Source organism: Streptomyces sp. NPDC104309, from assembly GCF_055584025.1.
In genome coordinates this window covers 1-17,466 of the sequence record NZ_JBVJMV010000074.1, presented here as the reverse complement: position 1 = coordinate 17,466, position 17,466 = coordinate 1, and the positions used below count along the sequence as shown (strand labels likewise).

The 17,466-nt window shown below is 68.7% G+C and carries 14 protein-coding genes; 7 read left to right on the top strand and 7 right to left on the bottom strand.

What is annotated here, in order from left to right:
- The first annotated feature begins 172 nt into the window (after window positions 1–172).
- Window positions 173–853, top strand: a complete 681-nt coding sequence (locus tag ACZ68L_RS43905; protein ID WP_469589779.1) for a hypothetical protein — start codon at window positions 173–175, stop codon at window positions 851–853.
- Window positions 854–1,700: 847 nt separating this feature from the next.
- Here ACZ68L_RS43905 and ACZ68L_RS43900 read toward each other — a convergent pair.
- Genes ACZ68L_RS43900 through ACZ68L_RS43890 form a run of 3 tightly spaced genes read right to left on the bottom strand, consistent with a single transcriptional unit; the run spans window position 1,701 to window position 7,302 of the window.
- Window positions 1,701–3,842, bottom strand: coding sequence for a site-specific integrase (locus tag ACZ68L_RS43900; RefSeq protein WP_469589776.1), 2,142 nt, complete (start codon window positions 3,840–3,842; stop codon window positions 1,701–1,703).
- The gene (locus ACZ68L_RS43895) at window positions 3,839–5,737 is read right to left on the bottom strand and encodes a hypothetical protein (RefSeq protein WP_469589773.1); all 1,899 of its coding nucleotides are present in this window, start codon (window positions 5,735–5,737) and stop codon (window positions 3,839–3,841) included. The genes ACZ68L_RS43900 and ACZ68L_RS43895 overlap by 4 nt, the downstream gene beginning before the upstream one ends.
- The gene (locus ACZ68L_RS43890) at window positions 5,734–7,302 is read right to left on the bottom strand and encodes a site-specific integrase (protein WP_469589770.1); all 1,569 of its coding nucleotides are present in this window, start codon (window positions 7,300–7,302) and stop codon (window positions 5,734–5,736) included. Before ACZ68L_RS43890 ends, ACZ68L_RS43895 begins: the two co-directional genes overlap by 4 nt.
- Window positions 7,303–7,373: 71 nt before the next feature.
- Here ACZ68L_RS43890 and ACZ68L_RS43885 point away from each other — a divergent pair, with 71 nt between their 5' ends.
- The 6 genes from ACZ68L_RS43885 to ACZ68L_RS43860 all read left to right on the top strand — a co-directional run bounded on the left by ACZ68L_RS43885 (window position 7,374) and on the right by ACZ68L_RS43860 (window position 12,277).
- Window positions 7,374–7,670 carry a hypothetical protein gene (locus ACZ68L_RS43885; protein ID WP_469589782.1) on the top strand — a complete coding sequence of 99 codons (297 nt, stop codon included), beginning with the start codon at window positions 7,374–7,376 and terminating at the stop codon, window positions 7,668–7,670.
- A gap of 142 nt (window positions 7,671–7,812) precedes the next feature.
- Window positions 7,813–8,433, top strand: a complete 621-nt coding sequence (locus ACZ68L_RS43880; protein WP_469589767.1) for a class I SAM-dependent methyltransferase — start codon at window positions 7,813–7,815, stop codon at window positions 8,431–8,433.
- 11 nt (window positions 8,434–8,444) lie between these two features.
- Window positions 8,445–9,605 (top strand): bifunctional class I SAM-dependent methyltransferase/NUDIX hydrolase, encoded by a 1,161-nt coding sequence (locus ACZ68L_RS43875; protein WP_469589764.1) that lies wholly within the window; start codon window positions 8,445–8,447, stop codon window positions 9,603–9,605.
- A 107-nt stretch (window positions 9,606–9,712) separates the two neighbouring features.
- Window positions 9,713–10,522 (top strand): NUDIX domain-containing protein, encoded by an 810-nt coding sequence (locus ACZ68L_RS43870; RefSeq protein ID WP_469589761.1) that lies wholly within the window; start codon window positions 9,713–9,715, stop codon window positions 10,520–10,522.
- Between the two features lie 98 nt (window positions 10,523–10,620).
- Window positions 10,621–11,193, top strand: a complete 573-nt coding sequence (locus ACZ68L_RS43865; protein ID WP_469589758.1) for a P-loop nucleotide/nucleoside kinase family protein — start codon at window positions 10,621–10,623, stop codon at window positions 11,191–11,193.
- 652 nt (window positions 11,194–11,845) lie between these two features.
- The gene (locus ACZ68L_RS43860; protein WP_469589756.1) at window positions 11,846–12,277 is read left to right on the top strand and encodes a hypothetical protein; all 432 of its coding nucleotides are present in this window, start codon (window positions 11,846–11,848) and stop codon (window positions 12,275–12,277) included.
- Here ACZ68L_RS43860 and ACZ68L_RS43855 read toward each other — a convergent pair.
- From ACZ68L_RS43855 to ACZ68L_RS43840, 4 genes are all read right to left on the bottom strand, one after another.
- Entirely contained in the window at window positions 12,174–13,100 is a 927-nt protein-coding gene (locus tag ACZ68L_RS43855) for a terpene synthase family protein (protein ID WP_469589753.1), read from the bottom strand. The genes ACZ68L_RS43860 and ACZ68L_RS43855 overlap by 104 nt on opposite strands.
- A gap of 47 nt (window positions 13,101–13,147) precedes the next feature.
- The gene (locus ACZ68L_RS43850; protein WP_469589750.1) at window positions 13,148–14,512 is read right to left on the bottom strand and encodes a cytochrome P450; all 1,365 of its coding nucleotides are present in this window, start codon (window positions 14,510–14,512) and stop codon (window positions 13,148–13,150) included.
- 61 nt (window positions 14,513–14,573) lie between these two features.
- Window positions 14,574–16,127, bottom strand: coding sequence for a labda-7,13-dienyl diphosphate synthase (locus ACZ68L_RS43845; RefSeq protein ID WP_469589747.1), 1,554 nt, complete (start codon window positions 16,125–16,127; stop codon window positions 14,574–14,576).
- Between the two features lie 47 nt (window positions 16,128–16,174).
- Window positions 16,175–17,254, bottom strand: coding sequence for a polyprenyl synthetase family protein (locus ACZ68L_RS43840; protein ID WP_469589744.1), 1,080 nt, complete (start codon window positions 17,252–17,254; stop codon window positions 16,175–16,177).
- Window positions 17,255–17,466 lie beyond the last annotated feature (212 nt).

Here is a 17,466-nt window from a genome sequence, read left to right as displayed (position 1 = left end):
GGTCAGCCACCCCCCCCCCCCCCCCTCCCCCCCGCCCCGCGGTCCGCCCGCCGCGCGATATATCCCACCCCATTTCGGCCGGGGGGGGGGGGGGGGGCCCCCCCCCGGGGGGGGGCCCCCCCCCCGGCTCGGGTCGCTCCAATGAAACAACCGCATTCGTGCAAGGACCAGGATGCCTAAGAATCTGGCAGAACTCGCCCACGCAGCTCTGACGGCCGGGCACACGCCGGGCGCTGCCACATCACACGCCGTGCCCACCCACCTCGGCAGCACGACCGAGGCCGCCGTCGCCGACACATGCATACGCGACAGCCTTGGCTTTGTCCTTCTCTTTCACCGGCGCAAAGACGCCCGCTTCGCCGAGGAACTCTACTTCTCGACCCGACTGGATGACGGGTCTTGGACAGCAACAGAGCACCTTTCCGGTGGTGTCATGGGAATCGAGCCAACCAATGCCCGGGAAATCGCAGGCATTCTGAGAGGCAGGTCCTTCGCGCTGTTCGGTGAATCCGAGACGGAACTGCTCACCGGCCGGCCTCAGGCCGACGACGGATATGAACTACTGCGCTTCTTTGTATTGCTCGTGGGCGAGGAAGTCAGTCATCTGGAAATCGAGAACACCTCGTCAGAAGCTGCCCCTGGACACAGCCTGATCCATAAGTCACTCATTTCTCAGGCAGCACTCCTCGCGCTCTTTCCCGGCGAGCGTTTCACCATTCGCGCGATGGTACGGAAAGGGGCTACTTCGTACCCTCTTGGCGAGCCGTACGAGCTGACGGGCCCTGACCTCGGGCACGTAGCCGACTCGCCAACTTGGGATGAGGACTCATCGACGACAGGGCCGGAGAGCTGACCGCTATTCGTCAGCCGGGGTACGGTCGCCAATGAGACCGGCGATCCACCTGTGATGTACCCCTTTAGGGTGGAATGGGCGATCGCTGTGACACTGTGGCTGCTCCGGGTTCCACGGGGCCAGGGACTGCGGAGATGGCTTCGCTTCTGCCCGCGACGCTGCGGGCGGTTCAGTCCGGTGGTCCTGGTCGTCGGTGCGTCTTTCGGGTGGCGGCACCGAAACGCCACCCGCCGGACCCGACCGGCCAGAAGGGCCCGCCTGGCCATGACCAGTCCGACGCCCAGCACGGCGCTTCTGATGGAGACGTAGACCGAAAACAGCCAGCCGACTCTGTTCTCGTCAGTCCCTGCCCCAGTGCTCGCAGCGACGAGAGGGCCCAGAGGGTCGTGTCCGGCGACGTGGTGCCGTACCTGCCAACGCCTATGAGTTTCCGGCGCCTCGCGGTCCGGGTGCCGCGTGATCTGCTGAGCTGCTGCGAGTTCCTCGCGCGCCTGGTCCAGCTCGAGTGACAGCTCGGCGGTGGCACGCACGAGGGCGCGGACCCGCTCTCGCTCCGCGGCGAGTTCGTCCCTTGTCTTCGCCAGGGCGTCTTTCAACGCGGCGTTTTCGTCGGCCATGCGCTGGGCGACCTGCGGGGTGAAATTCTGGGCCTTGGCCCGCGCCTTGAACTCGTCCACGAGGTCCTTGTGGTCGCCGTAGACGACGTCGCGCCGTAGCCCGCACTCGGTGATCAGCTCGGTCCCGGTGAGTTTCCCGGCCGTCGAGCGAAAGGGCGTGTCGGCCAGGAGGCGTGTCGCGGCGGCCCGTATCGCCTCGCGCTCCGCATCCCGGTCTCGGTTCCTGCGGGTCATGCCGTCTGACCGCCCTTCGTGTGTGTGGCTTTTGGCCGCGACGTCTCGTGTTGTTCGATCACCGCGCGGATCCGGTCGGCCTGCGCGGCGGCGCGGTCCCGGCGCGGGCGCGGGGTCATCGGATCGCGTGCCTCCGTCATCAGGACGGGCAGGTGCGCGCGGTGTTCGGCGATGTCCCGGTCGGTGTAGGCGAGGTTGACGCAGGTGGTGCGGCACAGCGACTCATCGGGACCGCCGTCGGCGGGCAGCCCGAGCAGGAGCTTTTCCTTGCGGCATGCCGCGGTTTCCGCGCGATGCACGCAGGTCATGGCGTCGCCGTGGTGGATGTCGGTGTCCGTCTGCGCCAGGAGGCGGCTTACGCTGGCCGGTGCCCGCACGGTGCGGCCGAGGAACACTGCGGCGCCGGCGGTGCGGCGGCGGTACTCTGCGGCGGCCGGGCCGCTGACGTGCTCGTGTTCTTCCTCCAGGCGGGTCCAGTCGTCCTCGGACTGTTCCAGGACCATCTCCAGGCGTTCCACGGCGACGTCGTCGAGCCACGAGTCGTCGTCGTTCGCGGCGTAGTTCAAAGTCACTTTCGTCTTGAGGTGGCCGTACTGCAACGCGGCGGCGGTCAGGCCGCGGGGGCGGCGCACGATGAAGTACGCGAGCGTGCGGCGGAACCGGGAGGCGTGCAGGTGCTTGACCGGGTCGGGCGGTATCGCAGGAGTGCCGCTGACGGACGTGAAGGTGGAGTTCACCCAGTCCTGCAACCGCTTCAGCTCCGTGTTGATCTTCTTGGTGTCCCAGGTCCGCGCGCCCGCGCGGCTCTTGCGCTGGCCGCTGCCGGGCAGACGGGTGGGGAACAGCAGGTCCGTCTCGTGCAGCGACTCCAGCAGGGCGATGGCCTGGTGCACCGGGCTGACGACGGCCCAGGGACGGGCCGGCGGCCGCTGCGTCTCCGCCGCGTTCCGGTCGTACCCTTTGCCTCGGTGCCCGAGCAGGAGCAGTTCTCCGGACTCGGCGTCGTCCGCTCGGCAGCCGCGACGCAGATTGGCCACCTCACCAGGGCGCATACCAGACAGGTAAGACACTGTGACGAAGCATGCCGCGGTCACGACCCAGACGAGGGCGGGGAGTTCGGAGACGGTGAGCGGCCGCTCCCGCCAGGGACGGCCGTCGATCCGTCCCGTGATGCGGCCGATGAAGAAGTCTTCGGCCACCGGCAGTCCGGCGGCTTCGGCCAGCGACCGGGAGGCTCCGGACAGGGAGTCGGACAGCGCGGGCAGCCCGATGAGGCAGGCCAGGTACTTGAAGTCGATGGTGCCGCGGTGCTCCGGGGCGCCGGGCAGTTCCCTGCCGTCTTCCCGCGCGGCCTGGAGGAAGAGCTTCATCCGCTCGGTCTGCGGCAGCCCGTCGTACTGGCGGTGGCTGGGATGGTCGCCCGTGTAGAGCTGCCGGAATTCTCGCCATGCGTCGCGGACGTCCGGCCCGATGTCCTCGACGATGCGCAGCGCCCAGTCCAGCAGCGCGGTCATGGTGGCGGCTTCGATCCTCGGGGTCTTGTTGCCCCGGCAGGTCTTGATGTCCTCGGCCAGTTCCCCGGGGGAGCGGCCCTGCCACGGCACCGTGACGGACATGCGGTGTTCTGGCGGCAGCTGCGGCGAGTACGCCCAGACGGCGCGTACCGCGCTCAGGAGCTGACGACGCGTGTTGGTACTGGCCTGCATCGCGCGCACGTGGTCGAGGTACCGGTCGAGATCGTGATCGGTCACATCCTGAAGCCGGGCAATTCCGCCATGCCGCAGCCAGGTCGCGAAGACGCGCAGACGCTTGAACCACAGGAGCACCGTGGCGACGCTGGCCCGCTCCAGTCCCGTGATCCTGCTCAGCAGCGGTGGATAGGGGCAGTCGAGCACCGCGAGGGTGAACACCTTGAAGTCGTCCACCAGGGCGGACGGGAACGTCGACCAGTACAGCATGATCGGCTGGGTGTGCTGGTCCGGCTGTGCCTCGGCCAGGGACCAGGCCCAGTCCGCAAACCGTGACAGCGACACCGGATCGATGCCGTCCCACAGCGGGCGTGCGCGAAGGACGACGACATCCGCAAGGCGGTGCAGTGGTGAAGGCGCGACCGCCTCGTCGCTCAAAGGCATGGTCATCGCAGGTCCATCCGTCCGCTCATCAGCTCATTGATCATCTTTGCCTGTGGCCGGGTGAGGTTGCGGCGTGCCTTGTCTTGCTCCGACTCGCGATAGTGGCCCACCAGGTCCTCCAGGCGTTCCTGGTGCACCGCGTGCCGCGCCTTCCACGTCGCCGGATCCACGTGGGCCCGCAGGAGGTTCAACTGGTCCAGGGCGGCGATCTGCAAGGGCAGTTGGTGCGGCAGTGCTCTAGCGTTCTCGCACCCCAGACAGGCCAGGAACGATTCCGCACAGGGTTCTCCCGGCTCCGCGGTCGGGCTGTTGAGGTGGTCGACACATCCCGTCAGCACGGTGTCCTGCTGGCCGGTGACCAGGCGCTGCAGAACCTGCGGGTCCAGGTCTGCCTCGCGGGCCGCTCCGTCCAGATCGGTCGCGGCCCGGGTGACCAGCGAGGCCGTCAGGACGGGGACACTGCGCCGCTCTCGGGCCGCAGCCACCTGGGCGCGCAGTGCGTCGGCGACAACGGTGCGGGACTGGGCGACGACCGCCTTGCTGCGGGCCAGGTAGCGGTCGTTCATGGTGGACTGGGTGTGCGCGACCGGGCGGCGCTTGCGCTCGATTCCTGTCTGGCGAAGCCGCCTGGCCTCCACCGGCTCGATCCCCTCCGCCGTAGGCTCCTTGGTGGGAAAGCCGTGCTGAGCGGACCATCGGGCGATGTTCTTAGCATCGGCCCCGCGCGTCCAGCGTCCCTCTCGGGAGGCGCCCGTCGCACGGAACCCGGCCAGAGCCAGGTCATGACCACCGTGGCGACGCGCGCGTTGCGTCAGCTCCAGGAGCAGCTGGTAGACCCGCAGCGGGGAACGGAAGAGCCGAGGCTCTGGATCGGCGTCCACCAGGAGCGCGGCCAGGTCTTCCGGCACGTCTTCCACGGGGGTCACCATGTGCTCGCGCTCCGGGCCGCGCCGGGGCTTGGACGATTCGACCAGGGCAACCCCTGGGATGCCCTCGATCCCGGCGTCCGGCCGGTAGTGCGCCGCGGGCCACGCGGCCACCGTGCCGAAGTTCTCCGCCGTCAACGCCGTCAGCAGCAGGCAGAACGCGGTCAGCTCCTGGGAGTTCAGGCACAGCCACCGGGCGATCTCGCGCACCCCGCCCGCCTGCCTCACCGCCAGCACCGGCCAGCCACTGGCCGTACGCGGCACGTCCCCCGTGCGGTCGAAGACGTCCAGCAGGCCCGCGAGTTGATGATCTGGATCCTCGGGCCGTATTCGGCCGACGCGAAAGCGCACCAGGAGATCCTGCCCGGCCCGTACCCGGTCCCGCGCCACCCGGATATCGTGCCGCAACGCGGTCATGATCCGCTGCATGCCCGCGTCGTCGTACGCGGGCACATCCACGATGTCCTTCACCTCGGGCAGCGGCTGCTGGTACAGAGCCGCCCGCACTCCATCCGACAACTCGTCGTCATCGCGCCACAGCAGCCGCAGCCGGTAGAGGTGATCCCGTTGAGTGGCGTTGTTGCGCCCCTCAATGTGCGTCCACAGCGCCCGCACGTGATCTGCGGTGACGTCGCCCGGCCCCCGAACGGGTCGGCTCTGGGCCGCGAAGAACCGGGCCAGCCAGGACAGCACCGCATAGATGCCCTCAGCAGCGCCGAGCCGTGTCACCCCCGAACGGTTCGAGGTCCGGGCGACGAAGGCCGACGCCAACCAGCGTTGCAAGCCCACGGCGATCACCACTCGCCGGCCTTTACGGTCGTGGATGTCGGCGAAGTCGAACACCCGCGAACGCGCCCCCGACTGCTCGATGACGCGCACCGCCGTACCGCCCGATGCCTCCAGCAGCCGCTCCGGTGGCTGCCACCCCGCCGACGGCATGGCCGCCTGGCGTCCGCCCCGTCGCCCGGCGCTCATGCGCGTCCCCCGACCGACGGCTGCAGGCCAGGACGGGCGACACCCGTCAGCGTCCGCCCGCCACGCTCGGCCACCGTACGGATCAACACCTCGATGCCCTTGGCCTCATCGCCGTCCAGCAACTCCATCAGGTAGTCGACCTGAAGCGCGGTGAACGGCTCCAGATACGTCTCCCGCGTCGTGGCCGGGTCCGCGTGCCCCATCAAAAGCGACAGCGCGTACCACACACCGCCGAACATCTCCCGTATGTCCAGCAGTTCCTGCTCCGTGAACCCGTCGAGGTGCGGCTGCCACACCGCCGACAGCAACGAGTACCACTTGAGCGCGAACGAGTGCCGGCACATATGCGGACGGCACCACAACGGCACCAGCCCCTCCCCGCCCGCCTCCGTCCAGACCCGCTGCACCCGCTCGTTGGCCGCGGTGAACGTGTCCTCCCAGCCCTCCACCTTCTTCGGCATGCCGTTCGGTGAAAGCCACACCGCCAGCGGCTCCAGCCCAGAGGCGGTCCGACGGAACAGCAGACGCCGCTCATCGGGGCCCAGCACGTCCACCGACAGCGAACCCCCGCCCTCCAGATACAGCACCCGGCTCCGGGCGTTGTAACCGCGGACCACCCGCAGGTACGCGAGCTGCTCGTAGCTGCCCCGACGCTGCGCCCTGCGAATCGCCTCCGCCCGAGAGCCTTCCAACGGATCGATGTAGCCCTCGACTTCCCGCAGCACCGCTCGCGGAATCCGGTACCACCGGCCCTCCTTTGCCCCTTTCAGGCACGCCGCAGCCAGCCAGGCCCGCGACAGGCGCGCAGTCGAAGAACGGGGCAGCTCCACGTCAAGGACACTGCCCCACTCTTGAAGACGCAGCCCGGTCCCGTACAGGCCGTCGACGAACGCCGCGTCGCGATCCTCGTTCGGCCCGCGCCATCCGGCTCGCCGTACACCGTCGAAGCCGTGGCCACACAAACCGACGTCACGCCACTGCTCGAATGGCACCCGGAGCATCCACTTCACCTGACGTCGGCGCGAGCCCGACGGCCGGATGCCCTCCCGCCGACGGCCCTCAGGACCGAGATCCTGCCCGGACCGGCCACCAGTACCCGACGCCGGGGAGACCCCCGTCACCGGGTTGAGCAGCCCGTACTTGCCAGAAGCCCACGTGTAGAAGGTGTTCAGAGCGGCCCGGTCGGCGTCGAAACTCCCAGCCGTGATCCGCTCATCGTTGCGCACATCCGTGAGCCGCCAGTCCTTGAACGCCTCCACATCCCGAGTTGTCGCGTCACGCCAGCTTCTTCCGAACACCTGCAGGAAGTTCAGCCACACGACCAAGGTGTACGCGTACCGCCGCCACGTTCTGATCCCGCGCCCCACCATCGGCGAGACACGAAAGAACAGATTCACGCCCGGATCAGTGAAGCCCGAGACCGTCACCAGCACCGGCGTGCCATGCTGAGCTCCGTTCCGCGCCGCCCGCTCATGGAGGTCGCCGAACCCCTCCAACACACCGCCGCGCAGGCCCGGCGGCGGCTTCAGGAAGTCGTAGAACGCAACACCCCAACGATCCGACACTTCTCTCCCAGAGGCTCCATGAGCAAGGCAGACGACAACTCTGGGAAGCCTAGTGAAAGCCGCGGAACTGGCTGTGGTCCCCGGCCGGGCTCGCAGTCGTCGACTTCGAACGCACCCGGCCGGCCGCCCGCGTGCAGGACCTCGTCATCCTCACCGTCACCGAGTGGCTCGACCACCCCCATCGCGAGGCGGCGTTCCTTCAGGCGTACGGGCGGGAGCTGACCGGCGCCGAGCGGCTCGCGCTGCGCTGCCTGACCGCGCTGGACGCGGTCAACTGCCTGGCCTGGGGCCCGGACAATGACCATCCCGAGGTCACCGCGCGGGGTCGGCGGACCCTGGGCCGGCTCATGAAGGAGTCCGCGCTGTGAGCGGCATCTGCTGGTGTGCCACGCACGTGAAGGCCCTTCTCCGGTGTCCCGGCGAGGGGAGAGTCCTTGCTGTCCGAGTCCTACGGGCCATGTCCGCCTCACTCGCCTCCACGGCCGTGCCGACCGCCCGGGGAGGAGCATCGTGACCATCACCGGGTCCACCGCGAGCGCCGCCTACTGGGAACCCCTCTGGGCTGGCAGCCGTCGCTACCGGCAGCTCTGCGAAACCGAGAAGCGGCTGATGGACCAGCACCTCGGCCCCGGCCACGGCCGGCCCGCCCTCGACATCGGCAGCGGCAGCGGCAGCGGCAGCGGCGACGGAACCCTTGCCCGCCACCTCCACCACGAACTCGGATACCGCACGACCGGCGCCGACTGCTCCCCCAGCGCCCTTGCCCTCGCCGCCGCTCACGGCAGCGGCCCCGGCCTGGCCTGGCGGTGCCTGGACATCACCGCCGACGACCTCACCACCCTGCCGGACCCCGCCTACGCGCTCATCACCTGCCGCCTGGTCTACCGGTGGATGGACAACAAGCAGGCCTTCCTCAGCCGCGTCCGCGAGCTGCTCGCGCCCGGCGGCACGTTCTGGGTGATCACCGAGATCGCCGGCCGCCGCACAAGCACCGACCCGGCCCTGCAAGGACTCGGGATCACCCCGAGTGACGCCGAACTGCTCACGACCGGCTGGTCCGTCGTCGACATGGCTGACCTCGACGTTCTGCGCAGCTATGCCCTGCGCCCCTGTCCCCGCCCCACGAGCTGATGGAGGACCCGGTGACCACCGAGAAGGACACCGTCGAGACCTGGAACACCTACGGCACTCACCAACTGGCCAGGGGACTCGAGCTGCCCGAGCTGGACCGGTGGGACTGGGGCATCCCGGGCACCGGCCCCGGCATCGAGTCCCTCGAAGACGTGCAAGGGCTGCGCGTCCTCGACCTCGGCAGCGGCCTCGGCCGGCACGCCGCCCACCTCGCCGCCCGGGGCGCCGACGTCACCGCCGTGGACGCCTCCCCCGCCCAGCACCGGCGCGCCGTCACCCGCTACCCGGACACCCCGGGCCTGCGCCTGGTGCGCGCCGACGCCGTGGCCCACCTGCGCGATGCGGGCCCGTACGACCTGATCTACTCCGTCGGCTCCATGCCGTACCTGGACCCCGACCGGCTGCTGCCCGTCCTGGCCAACGGCCTCAAGCCGGGCGGACGGCTGGTCTTCTCCGCGCTCCACACCACCTCGACCGGCACCGGACCGTCGGCCGAGGTGGCCCCGCGGCCCGAGATCCTGCGGCTGCCCGGCACCACCGACGACCACCCCGTGGACATGTGGATCCTCACCCCGCAGCTGTGGGAGGACCTCCTGGTCCAGCACGGCCTCACCATGGAGGCGGTCACCACGATCGACTCCCCGAAGCCGGACAACCGCGTCTCCTATCGGTTGTACACCGCCCGCCGCCCGCAGCGTGTTCCGAGCCGTCCCCGCACCAGCGCGCCGCCACTGCCGCACGCGGCTGTGGGAGTGGGCGTGATCGTGCACGGCCCGGACGGAGTCCTGCTCGGGCAGCACCGGCGCCGTACGTGGGAGCTCGCCGGCGGAACCGTCGAGCCAGGCGAGACCTTCGCCCAGTCCGCCGTCCGTGAGCTCCGTGAAGAAGCCGGGCTCGTGGCCGACCCCTCAGCCGTACGGGTGCTGGGCACGCTCCTGGACCGGGTGGGCGACGTCGTCCGGGTGATGGTGCCCGTCGTCGTCACCCGATGGTCCGGCATGCCGCAGCAGCGCGAGGAGGCCATCGGCGCCTGGAGGTTCTGGCCTCTGGACGCGCTGCCCGGCCCGCTGTTCGTACCGAGCGCCCAGTGCCTGACCGCCTGGAACCCGGACCTGCCGCTCGACCACCCGCCCGCCGACGTCCAGGCCTACCACTCCCCCGGCCGCGCCTAGCCCGCCACCGTCGCGAAGTACACGAAGAACTCGGACTGATGAGGACGTCCGGGAGGGGGCTGGCCGTGAACTGGCTCGCCCCTGGACATCCGGACGTCGCTCCAGACTTGCCTTTCCCGGGCGAGGTGCGCTACGTGCTGGACGGCGGGACCCTGACCGAGCCGGACATCGCCGCCCTCCGTCTGCCCGCAGACGAGCTGCACGGATACGAGTTCCTTGACTCCCGGGCAGCGGCCGAGCGAATGATCCCCGTGGACGCACAGATCATGCTGGCCGCGCTGCGCGCCCGTCTGGCCGGCACGACCGCCCACCTCGAAGGCGGCCGACACGTCGGGGCAGTGCCACCACTGGACCTGCACCAGGTACACACACGACCCCGGGACGGACGCCAGTGGCCCTGGCACCCCGACCGCGTCCCCGACCAACTCCCAGTCCCCCAAGCCTGGGGCTGGCTCTTCGCACCCGACGGCCGCGTCGTCCTGGTCATCGACCCCGCTGAGCCGCTGGCCACGTTGCCCGGCGGCACGGTCGAGCCCACAGATGCGTCCCCGGAGGCCGCGCTGGTACGCGAGGCCGCCGAAGAAGCGCAGTTGACCCTGGACCCGGGAAAGGCCGAACGGCTGGGATGGGTGTACGACGCCACCGGTGATGTCTATGGCGGCATCGGCGAATGCGCGCGGCTACGACTGGCCGCGCCGATCACATCTGTCGGCCCGTCCGCGATCGACCCTGCCAGCGGACGCCAGTTCGCCCGGCTCCTGGCCGCGCCCGAGCAGGCCGCCGCTCTGCTCGGCTGGGGCGATCAGGGCTACCAACAGGCGGCCCAAGCCGCCCACCTGGCCCGCAAACAATGGGGCATCCCGCTTGCAGCGCCGTCCCCCATCACGGAAATCCCCGCTGAGGGAATCGCGTGTTGAAACCTCCCCTCTTCAGGGAGGGGAGGTTTCGACGGCGACTGGCTGCACGTACAGACGCCAACCGATTTCGCTGTCGCACCGTCTCGGAAGGACGTCCTGTGCCCGCCCCTACCGTGGTCATCGTCTCCGGCCCCCCGGGGACCGGAAAGACCTATCTGGCCCGCCGGCTCGCCACCCGCCTGACTCTGCCCTGGTACAGCCGCGACGCCATCAAGGAGTCGCTGTTCGACACCCTCGGGTGGTCGGACCGCCAGCGGTCCAAAGAACTCGGTGCCGCGTCCGTGGCCGTGCTGTTCTCGCTGCTCTCCGACACCCTGGGCGCCAGAACGAGCTGCCTGACGGAGTCCAATTTTCGCCGGACGCACTCCAGTTCTGACTTTCAGCAACTCCTCGGCGCCACAGGCGCCGAAGTGGTCCAGATCCAGTGCCGCACCGACGGTGTCACCCTCCTCAACCGTTTCGCTGCCCGCTCCGCTTCCGCCGAGCGGCACCCCGGCCACTGCGACGCCCAGAACATCGACGAATTCCGCGAAGAACTGCTGGCCGGCCGCTACGAGCCCCTGGACCTGCCAGGGCCGGTACTGACCGTGGACACCACCCGCTTCGACCAGGTGGACATCGACGCTCTGGCCGCCCGAGTGTCCGCCCTGCTCCACCCCGACGCGCCGTAACCCGGCCAGGATTACCGACCGGGTTCGCGGCTCCCTCTCTCCGCGAAAGGACCCCTCGTGCACGCCCTACGTCTGCGAGCCCCCCAAACGTTCGAGAGTGTCCCGACGCCCACGAACCGGAGCCGACACCCCAGGCAGGTGACGGTCCGCCTGAGCACCGCTGCGCTGTGCGGCAACAACCTGCCCAAATGGCGCAGCACCGCCGACCCGCGCTCCAGCCGGATCGGCTTCCCCATCCACGAATGCGTCGGCCACGTGGCCGACGCCAACGGCACCGATCTCAAGACCGGCCAACACGCCCTGGCGGAGATCTACCTCGCCGACCGCGAGGCGCCCCACCCGGTGGCCGCCGATCACCTCACCAAGGCCCAGGGGGAGACCGACGAGGCGGCGATCGAAGCGCTCGCGGTGCCCGGGGTGACCGGCTCCCTGGTGACCCTCGCTTCCACCGGCCGGGAGCCTGTTTGGCGATCTGCTCCCACCTCGCAGCCCACTCCGGGTCGGCCTCGCGGATCTGCTGCCACCGCTGCTCGCGCAGCACCGGCACACACTCGACCAGGACCGGCACCTCACCGACGCAGCCACCGTCTGGCTGGCCGACCTCGGCTTCCGGCCGGACGTGGTGTGCGGGTCCGGGGACGAGGAGTGTCCCATGCGGGCGCCGTTCGACCGTATCTTCGTGCCGTACGCGGTGGAGCGCGCGCCGGCGGCGCTCGTCGAGCAACTTGCCCCCGGGGGCTGGCTGCTGGCGCACGTCACCAGTGCGTCCCCGTTGTGGCCCGGCCTCGCCGTCGTCGAGCGCACCGCCGACGGCGGATCGCGGCGGAGCTGCGGGCCCTTGGCGGCGGCAACGGCGTTGCGGCGGCACCAGGTGCGGCCGGTGACGTTCGCGGACCTGACCGCGGGCAAGGACGAGCTGTTCGCCGCAGTTGCCACCGAGTACGGCCGCTACCGACGTTTCTCGACGCATAGGGACGTGGCTAATTCTTGTAGCGGACGTGCCCTATGTGCCACACGTAGGAGGCTGCGATGCCTTCCATGGCGCGAGCGTGATCCGGGAGTGGATCTTTGCTGTTGGCGGTGAGTTCGGTGATTCGAAGGCGTGCGGTGGAGGCTTGGTCTTCACACATGCTGGAGGCCAGACGGAACGCCCCTTCGAGGTCGCACTCGCGGTATCGGATCAGCAGTGTTGGCAGGCTCAGAGGAGTCGGGCCACCGGGGCTTGTCTCTTTCGCGTACGAGGCAAGGTCGTTGATCCATCCGGCAAGGTTGGCAACGGCTTTCTCAAGTTCCCGCACCGCTGCCGAAGCTCGCTGGTCCTCCGTAAGTTCGTACCTGAGCGCGACTTCCGCGGTCGCCATAACGGTCCGGACGAAGACTGTGTGTGGGCGCATCGCGCAATAGTCGCTCAGGGTGACCTGGTCGGGCCGGTCGAGGTGATGGGCTTCCCAGATGATGCCGAAGAGGGTGTCTCTCAGTTGCGCGGTGAGCCGTAGGTACTGCGTGGGCGTGGCCCGTTCCCGGAACCGGCAAAGGAGGTCCCGTAGGGCGGCGGTGTAGACGGTGTCTTCGCTTGTCGATTCGTCATATCCGTTGAGGAGGTGGACACATCGGCTGATGTGGTGGACCAGGCGTGTGGTGTCGCGGGCTCCTTTGGCCTCGCCGTGTGTGTCGTCGAAGGCGGTGAGCCACAGGAAGAGATCAGCGCAGAGGAAGACGCCGTCCCGGTCGGCTGTCGGGAGAAGGCGAGCTACCCCTTGGGCTGTGATGTTGCAGAGGGTCTTCTGTTCGCTCGGTGAGCGGAGCAGAGGGAAGGTGCGGAGCCAGTCGGCGGTTTGCTGCTCGATGGCCTCGGCATGTGGGCTGGTTGCGAACGGGCCGGGAAAGGAACTTCTGAGGTCCGGCATCGGGAGGGCGGCGCCGGGCCCACGGGCCGAAGTGCGAGGGAAGTCGCTCATACCGTGCTCTCCGTGGCCGCGTGCTTTCTGGGTTCGGCGATCATGTCGAGGGATGAGGGATGCACGGTGATCTCCGGCACGGGCCGGACGGTTGCGCCGGGTACCGGACGCAGCCGCCAGCGTGACGCAATGAGCGCCGTGATGACGACGGCTTCCATCAGGGAGAACTGGTCGCCGATGCACATCCGCTTGCCGACCCCGAACGGAATGAAGGCTCCTCTGGGTGGCTGGGGGCGCTCGGGCAGCCAGCGATCGGGGTCGAAACGCAGCGGGTCGGGGTACAGGTCCGGATCCCTGTGCATCGCGTACGGGCTCCACATCACGTCTGTCCCCGCAGGCAGGTTGAACTCCCCGAGTTGCACGGGTGTGATGGTCCGTCGGGTCAGGATCCAGGCGGGGTTGTGCAGGCGCAGGGTCTCGTCGATGAGCCTGCGGGTGAAGACGAGCTGGGGTATGTGTTCGGCGGCGAGTGCGTCTCCGGCGAGCACGGTGTCGACTTCCTCGTGGAGCCTGCGCTCCAGTTCCGGGTTGCGGGCGATCTCATGGAACAGCCATGCGAGGGTGACCGCGGTGGTCTCGGAGCCGGCGGCGAGCAGGGCGGTGATCTCCGCAGTGATCTCTTCGTCGCTCAGGTTCCCGCCCGTCCCGTCCTGGACGGTCATGAGGAGCGAGACGAGGTCGTCGTAGGCGTCCGGGTTCGCCCGGTGGTCGGCAATGATGTCCGCGATGGTCTTGCGCAGGACGGCGTTGGCGGCCCGGGCTCTGCGGTTGCCGGGGGTGGGCAGTCGCTCCAGTGCGGAGATGGGCACCATGGCGTGCATGAGGGCAGCCTTGAAGACCGTGTCGACACTGTCGAGGATCGTCTGCGCCGGCCCGCGCTCCGGGTTCGAGGAGAAAAGTGCCGCCATGACGACCCCTTGGGCCATGAGCTGCATCTCGTTGGACACGTGGAGGATTTCCTGGTCGCGCCAGGCCGAGACGGAGGGTTCCGCCGTGGTCCGCATGCTCTCGATATAGCCCTTGACGTGTTCACGATGCAGGGCGGGTTGCATCAGGCGGCGCCGCTGCAGGTGCGGTTTGCCTTCTGCGACCGGCAGGGGATCTCCGCCGAAGATCTTGAGTTTGTCGAAGAGCAGTCCCTTGTTGAAGTGGTCGGACTTGCGGGTGAGCATCTCCTGGAGCAGCTCAAACGAGTTGATCACAGTGATGGTCTTCTTCGGGCCGATGACGAGTTGCACGATGGGCCCGTAGGTGCGCAGGCGTTGGACGTAGGCCAGGCGGTCCGTGAGCAGAGGCAAGGCATGCCCGATGAGCGGTATCCGACCGGGGGCGATTGGCGCAGTATGTAGGTCGGCAGTCATATACCTGTCCTTTTCACTCGCTTGTGGTTCTATGTGGTCCCTGGGTGTGATGGCGGTCTGCTCAGCTGCAACGGGCGCGCAGCCTTTCCCGCGCGGCGAGCACCTCCGCTTCGATCACCGTTGTGGGCGCATACAGGGTTTTGTCGTGCCACAGGGCGGGGTGTCGATGGCCAGGGTCCGAGGCGGCGTGCAGGTATGTCTCGGCGAGGCCCAGGGCCCGGGTGTGCTGCGGTGTGGGGGTGGCGGCGCTCAGCAGGATTTTGACGGCGTATGCGGTCTCTTCGGCGGTGCTGCCCCACACGCCCCAGGAGCCGTCGGTGCGTTGAGTGTCAATGGTCCACGCGGCGGCCCTCTGAACGGCGCCGGATGCGTGCTGGCCGCCGTACTGTGCGAGTGCGGTGACGCTTCGCTCGGTGGCGTAGTAGGGGGAGGCATGCCATTTGTCGGTCCAGTGTCCTTCGGGTTGCTGCTGGCCGGCCAGCCAGTCGCCCAGTTTCGCTGCTCGGGAGCCGTATGTGCCGTCTGCTGTGGGGCAGTGCCGCAGGTAGCTGACGAGGGCCTGGAGGGCGTGGGCGTTCGCGGTGACCGATCCGGTGTCCTCGCCGATGTAGCAGTCGTAGTGGCTGCCGTTGTGGAACGGGTCCAGCGGTGCCGGGTCGTGCGGCAGGCCGACGAGCGAGGCCACCAGCACTGACATGGCGGTGTCGTCGGCGTCGGTCATGAGGCCGGGCGCGCCGCGCACGCCTTGAAGGTTGTAGATCTCCTCGGCCCATCCGCGGACAGTGGGAAGCGCTGCAGTGGGCAGGTGGGCGCGCGCCAGTGCGGCAGCGACCCATAGCCGTTCGACCACGCGGAGGGGTGCGGCCTCGGGGAAGAGACCGCCGTAGCGCTGCGCCACTGCGGTGAGGTCGGCGACGGCCTGGGCGGTGGTGGCAGGTGACCGCGTTGCCCGTGCCGCGGTGGCGGCCGGCGAGCTGCCCAGCAGGCCTTCGACGTCAGGGACGAGAGCGGACGGTATGTAGCTGGATATGCCTTCGAACGTGTGGTGGAGTTTGAAGGGCAGGCTGCCTTGTGACTCGTACCGTTTGGCCACGTGGACAGGTGCCGACTCGTGGAAGCCGGCTGGAACCGGCAGGTGGAAGCTGTCGATACCTGGCATGTCCTTACTGGTGGTCAGGGCGTCCAGCTTCTCGTTGATCTCGGCTACCAGGCTGGGTACGAGTATTTCTGCTGCAGCTGTGTCCGGCCACGGGCATTTTGGTGGCAGTGCGCGCAGTACGTCGAGGCCTTTGTTCGCCGCAGATGTGAGCTGGCCGGTGATCTCTGCGGTCGTGGTGCCCCTTCGCAGGACCGCCAGCGCGGCCTCCACCGCGCTGAGTGTCGGCAGGAGCCGGTAGGGCAGGGGCCCCTCCCCCCAGCTGCCGTCAGATGCCTGCTGTTCCAGCAGGTACGTGATCCGCCCGGGTTCTCCGGGCAGCCACGGCGCCGCCGAGAGGACGCGGGCCGTCTCGTACAGGGAGGGGCGGACGCTTCCCCAGCTGTCCTGGTCGGCCCTGGCCACCACGCTGGTGGCTCGTTCGGCGTAGGACGTGTCAGTGGGCGTGCTGATGCTCATGGGGTGACTTCCTCCTCGGGGTTCTGATCACGGTGTGCGGCCACGTGCTATGCCTGCCTGGCCGTTGCGTGCAGGGCAAGCCGGCGCAGGGAGGCTGTGGTACTTCCCGGGAACGGAGCGTTGTCCAAGGCGGCGAGGGCGGCCGCCCGTCGCGTGGTGATCATTTCCTCCACGGTCTGCCGGGCGCCGGTGGAGTTCAGGATCGTGCGGACCGTGGCAGCGTGTTCGTCGTTGAGGTCGCTTCGGCCGACGAACTCTCGCAGTGCCTTCAGTTCGGCCTTGGAGGCTCGCTGGACCGCGAGCGCCATCAGGACGGTGGCCTTGCCCTCGCGCAGGTCATCCAGTACTGGCTTGCCTGTCTTGGCGGGATCACCGAAGACTCCGAGCAGGTCGTCCCGCAGCTGAAACGCTTCTCCTAGCGGTATGCCGAAGGCGGTGCAGGCATCGAGTACGGGAGGGGTCGCTCCGGCCACGGCCGCCCCTATGTGCAGAGGCCGCTCTATGGTGTATTTAGCCGTCTTGTATCGAATGACGCGCAATGCCGTATCCACGTCGTCGGTAAGACGGCCGGTGGTCTGCAAGTCCAGGAGCTGGCCGTACATGACCTCGCTCCGCATTTCGGCCACCAGTGGCAGTACCTGTGTCAGCCGCCCGGGGTCGAGGTCCGCTGTGTGGAGAAGTTCGTCGGCCCACACCAGGGCCAGGTCTCCGAGGAGGACGGCCGCGCCCAGACCGTGCGCCTCGGCCCTGCTGCCCAGGCCGCCGCTGTCGGTATACGCGGTGGCCAGTGCGCGGTGGGCGGACGGCTGACCGCGACGGATGTCGCTGTCATCCATCACGTCGTCGTGTACCAGGGCGAACAATTGGAAAAGTTCGAGGCTGGCGGCAGCGCGAACGGCAGCAGTCATGTCGCCTGTTGCTCCGACGGCTTGCCATCCGTACAGGCACAGCAGGGACCGCAGTCGTTTTCCGCCAGTCAAAAGTCCGCGCAGGGCGGTGGTCAGGTAGAGCAGCTCGGCTCCTGGCGCAGCACGTTCCTTGGTGTCCAGGAACCCGGTCAGAACCGCTCCCACCTTCTGTCGTAGGGAAGAGATGTCGGGCAGTTCCGTGAAAAGTGTTTGTGTCACCGGCGGTTGATCCTCTTTCGTTCGAGACCCGTTGTCACCGTTCCGCTCTTGCAGAGGACGGAACCACCAGCACTCGTCTTCTCCCCAGGGCTGTCGCGGGGGGGGGGGGGCGCCCCCCCCCCCGCCACGGGGGGGGGGGGTTGTGGGGTGTATGGCGGGGGGGCGCCGGCGCCCCGGGGGGATTAACGGGCCCCGCCAGGGGGCCGGGCCCC

Excerpts from the sequence above, each read along its gene's own strand:
- ACZ68L_RS43905 (WP_469589779.1), top strand. The coding sequence starts at position 173 with ATGCCTAAGAATCTGGCAGAACTCGCCCACGCAGCTCTGACGGCCGGG.
- ACZ68L_RS43900 (WP_469589776.1), bottom strand. The coding sequence starts at position 3,842 with ATGACCATGCCTTTGAGCGACGAGGCGGTCGCGCCTTCACCACTGCAC.
- ACZ68L_RS43895 (WP_469589773.1), bottom strand. The coding sequence starts at position 5,737 with ATGAGCGCCGGGCGACGGGGCGGACGCCAGGCGGCCATGCCGTCGGCG.
- ACZ68L_RS43860 (WP_469589756.1), top strand. The coding sequence starts at position 11,846 with ATGCGGGCGCCGTTCGACCGTATCTTCGTGCCGTACGCGGTGGAGCGC.
- ACZ68L_RS43855 (WP_469589753.1), bottom strand. The coding sequence starts at position 13,100 with ATGCCGGACCTCAGAAGTTCCTTTCCCGGCCCGTTCGCAACCAGCCCA.
- ACZ68L_RS43850 (WP_469589750.1), bottom strand. The coding sequence starts at position 14,512 with ATGACTGCCGACCTACATACTGCGCCAATCGCCCCCGGTCGGATACCG.
- ACZ68L_RS43845 (WP_469589747.1), bottom strand. The coding sequence starts at position 16,127 with ATGAGCATCAGCACGCCCACTGACACGTCCTACGCCGAACGAGCCACC.